This window comes from Streptomyces sp. NPDC058221, assembly GCF_042882365.1.
In the GTDB taxonomy this organism is placed as follows: Bacteria; Actinomycetota; Actinomycetes; order Streptomycetales; family Streptomycetaceae; genus Streptomyces.
Genome location: NZ_JBHVWF010000283.1, coordinates 1 through 3840, shown reverse-complemented (window position 1 = coordinate 3840; position 3840 = coordinate 1). Strand labels below are relative to the sequence as shown.

Here is a 3840-nt window from a genome sequence, read left to right as displayed (position 1 = left end):
GGCCCCGGCAAGCCGACGCCGGGGCCCGTTCGTATCCGCTCTCCGCGCCGAGGCCCGGCGGATCCGTCGGGCCTCGGCCGATCAGAACTCCTCGGGCTCCGGAGCCTGTCCCTTGGCCCGCTTGCCGACGACGACGGCCGCGGCTGCCGCGCTGCCCGCGAAGGCGAGCGCCACCGTCCAGGGCTGGTTGAACGCGTGGCAGGTGGCGTGGTCGACGGAGTAGCGGCCGGGGCCGATCAGGCCGATCGCGGCAGCGGTGAAGCCGAGGAAGGCCGGGTATTCGTAGCCCCCGCCCTGGGCGAAGAAGCCGGCAGGCGCGTGGACGGCCACGGCCCCCGCCATCGCACCGGCCGCTGCCGCCCCGGCCGCGGGGGTGGCAAGGCCCAGGGCCAGCAGTACGCCGCCGCCCGCCTCACCCAGCCCGGCCGCGACCGCGCTGTGCTTCGGCGGATGGAAGCCCATGGCCTCCATCGCGGCCGTGGTGCCCTCGATGCCTCCGCCGCCGAACCAGCCGGCCAGCTTCTGACTGCCGTGCGCGGCCAGCACCGCGCCGGTACCGACACGCAGGAGAAGCAGGCCGAGGTCACGACGGTTCACGCTGCCCATGGGGGCCTCCGGGAGTTTCGGGGCCCGCTGCGGACGGAGGGGCCTGAGGTGCGGTACGGATCCACTCTCCGCGCCGCCGCGCCGCGACGGGGCACGTTGTTGGGCCGTCCGGGTCCGCCATGACGGCACGTGACCGGTGACACAGTGCGACGTACGCCATTGTGCAACTTGTTGCATAATGGCATCGCGGTGCTCTAGAACTGGTGCGACGACACTGCGCGAGGAGCCGCCGCATGAGCCCGTACCCGCACCTGCTGAGCCCGCTCGACCTCGGGTTCACCACTCTCCCGAACCGGGTCCTGATGGGATCGATGCACATCGGCCTGGAGGAGGTGGAGCACGGCTTCGAGCGCATGGCCGCGTTCTACGCCGCCCGTGCCCGCGGCGGTGTGGGCCTCATGGTCACGGGCGGCATCGCGCCGAACGACGCGGGCTGCACCTTTCCCGGCGGCGCGAAGATGACCGCCGAGGCAGAGGCGGCCGAGCATGCGCAGGTGACCGCGGCCGTGCATGAGGCGGGCGGCCGGATCGCCATGCAGATCCTGCACTTCGGGCGTTACGCCCACCACCCCGGCCTGGTGGCACCGAGCGCGCTCAAGGCTCCGATCAGCGCGTTCACCCCGCACGCGCTCACCGACGACGAGGTCGAGTCGACCGTCGAGGACTTCGTCACTGTGGCCGCGCTGGCGCAGCGCGCGGGTTATGACGGCGTCGAGATCATGGGATCCGAGGGCTACCTGATCAATGAGTTCATCGCCGCGGAGACCAATCACCGCGACGACCGCTGGGGCGGCTCGTACGAGAACCGCATCCGCTTCCCCGTCGAGATCGTGCGCCGGGTCCGGGAGCGGGTCGGCAGCGACTTCATCCTGATCTACCGGCTCTCGATGCTGGACCTGGTGCCCGGCGGATCGTCGCTGGAGGAGGTCGTGCGGCTCGCGCGGGAGATCGAGGCGGCCGGCGCGACGATCATCAACACCGGAATCGGCTGGCACGAGGCTCGCATCCCGACCATCGCGACGTCGGTACCTCGGGGCGCCTTCACCTGGGTCACCGAGAAGGTGCGCGGCGCCGTCTCCGTACCGCTGGTGACGAGCAACCGGATCAACACCCCGGAGGTCGCCGAGGAGGCGCTGGCGGCGGGCCGCGCGGACATGGTGTCGATGGCCCGGCCGTTCCTCGCCGACCCCGACTTCGTCGTGAAGGCGAGCGAGGGCCGGGCGGATGCGATCAACACCTGCATCGGCTGCAACCAGGCCTGCCTGGATCACATCTTCAGCGGTCAGGTCACCTCCTGCCTGGTCAATCCGCGCGCCTGCCACGAGACGGAACTCACGCTGTCGCCGACGAGGACCCGCAAGCGGGTCGCGGTCGTCGGCGCCGGTCCCGCCGGGCTCGCCTGTGCCGTGACGGCGTCCGAGCGCGGGCACCGGGTGACGCTCTTCGACGCCGCCGGGGAGATCGGCGGGCAGCTCAACGTGGCACGCCGGGTCCCGGGCAAGGAGGAGTTCAACGAGACACTGCGCTACTTCCGTACCCGGCTGGCGGAGGAGAAGGTCGAGCTCCGGCTCGGCGCCCTTGCCACCGCCGCCGAGCTCGACGGCTTCGACGAGATCGTCCTGGCCACCGGCGTCACCCCCCGCATCCCCGCGATCCCGGGTGTCGACCACCCGAGCGTGCTCAGCTACCTCGATGTCCTGCGCCACGGGGCGCCGGTGGGAGACCGTGTCGCTCTCGTCGGGGCGGGCGGTATCGGTTTCGACGTGGCCGAGTTCCTGACCGACGGCGGGGACGCGGCGAGTCTGGACCCGGAGGCCTTCTTCCGGCAGTGGGGAGTCGACACCGAGTACCGGGAGCGCGGCGGTCTGGGCACCGCCGAGCGCCCGAAGGCACCGCGCACGGTCCATCTGCTCCAGCGCAAGGCGAGCAAGGTCGGCGCGGGGCTGGGGAAGACAACGGGGTGGATCCACCGCACCGAACTCCGGCACCGCGGCGTCACCATGCTGGCGGGCGTGCATTACGACCGGATCGACGACGACGGCCTGCACGTCACCGTCGACGGCGAACAGCAGCTGCTGCCGGTCGACACGGTGGTGCTCTGTGCGGGTCAGGAACCCCGGCGCGACCTGTACGAGCAACTGCTCGCCGCGGGCCGCCCGGCACATCTGATCGGCGGCGCGGACGTCGCGGCCGAGCTGGACGCCAAGCGGGCGATCCGTCAGGGTACGGAACTCGCCGCCACGCTCTGACCGGGCGCGCCTCGGACCAGCGGCCCCGTGACGCGGGCCGCTCGTCCGGCCGTCCTTAGGATGCACCCCATGTCACTCCCGCACGCGATCCTCACCGCCCTGCTCGAAAAGCCTTCGTCGGGGCTGGAGCTGACCCGCAGGTTCGACCGGTCGATCGGCTACTTCTGGTCGGCCACGCATCAGCAGATCTATCGCGAGCTGGGAAAGCTGGAGCAGGCCGGACAGATCAGGGCACTCGTACCGGCGCAGCCCACGCGGGGGCAGAAGAAGGAGTACGAGGTGCTGCCGGCGGGCCGCGAAGCGCTGTCCGCCTGGGTGGCCCGCCCGGAGGATCCCAGGCAGGTCCGCGACCCGCTGCTGCTGCGGATGCGAGCGGCGGCGGTCGTCGGAGCCCCGGGCCTGGAGACGGAGCTGCGCCGGCATCTGGCGCTGCACCAAAAGCAGCTGGCGGAGTATCTGGCGATCGAGGAGCGGGACTTCCCGCCCGAGCGCACCGCTCCGGAGGACCGGCTGCGGCATCTGGTGCTGCGGGGCGGCATCGACCTGGAGAACTTCTGGATCGGCTGGCTGACCCGCGCGCTGGCCGAGGACGCTGTCCCGGCAGCCGCCCACCCGGATTAGCGCGGCGGCCGACGCCGACTTCCTGTTCGGCTTCGCGGACTGCTCGGGTGCCGGCATGGATCCTTCGGACACTTCCGAGAAGCGGGAGCCCGAGGCACCGGTCGACATGCCGACCGCGGAGCCGGTCACCGGCAAACCGGCCAGGACGTTCGCCAGGTGGGCACACGACCACGCCCACGACTTCCGCCGACGGGCCCGGGCCGGCGAGGGCCGGGCGGCAGGCCGGAGGCTACTGCCACCGGCAGCCGGCCGACGCCTTTCGCTGCCCGAACCGCTCCGGCTTCTCCTCCGAATGCTGCGCGGCACCCAGGCCGAAGGGCCGGTCGACGGGGCGGGCGGTCGATGGCAGCCGTGCGCCCTGTGG

The 3840-nt window shown here is 72.0% G+C and carries 3 protein-coding genes and 1 pseudogene; 3 read left to right on the top strand and 1 reads right to left on the bottom strand.

From position 1 onward, the window contains the following. Positions 1-81: 81 nt before the first annotated feature. Positions 82-606 (bottom strand): DoxX family protein, encoded by a 525-nt coding sequence (locus tag ACFVW8_RS38640; RefSeq protein WP_389698655.1) that lies wholly within the window; start codon positions 604-606, stop codon positions 82-84. Between the two features lie 233 nt (positions 607-839). Here ACFVW8_RS38640 and ACFVW8_RS38635 point away from each other — a divergent pair, with 233 nt between their 5' ends. The 3 genes and pseudogenes from ACFVW8_RS38635 to ACFVW8_RS38625 all read left to right on the top strand — a co-directional run. Then, entirely contained in the window at positions 840-2855 is a 2016-nt protein-coding gene (locus ACFVW8_RS38635; protein WP_389698653.1) for an FAD-dependent oxidoreductase, read from the top strand. 69 nt (positions 2856-2924) lie between these two features. Next, entirely contained in the window at positions 2925-3476 is a 552-nt protein-coding gene (locus tag ACFVW8_RS38630) for a PadR family transcriptional regulator (RefSeq protein ID WP_389698651.1), read from the top strand. A gap of 55 nt (positions 3477-3531) precedes the next feature. Then, positions 3532-3840: pseudogene (locus ACFVW8_RS38625) on the top strand (hypothetical protein); the annotation flags it as partial.

What these genes read in the sequence shown, in the direction of transcription:
- ACFVW8_RS38640 (WP_389698655.1), bottom strand. Translation starts at nt 606, where the DNA reads ATGGGCAGCGTGAACCGTCGTGACCTCGGCCTGCTTCTCCTGCGTGTC.
- ACFVW8_RS38635 (WP_389698653.1), top strand. Translation starts at nt 840, where the DNA reads ATGAGCCCGTACCCGCACCTGCTGAGCCCGCTCGACCTCGGGTTCACC.
- ACFVW8_RS38630 (WP_389698651.1), top strand. Translation starts at nt 2,925, where the DNA reads ATGTCACTCCCGCACGCGATCCTCACCGCCCTGCTCGAAAAGCCTTCG.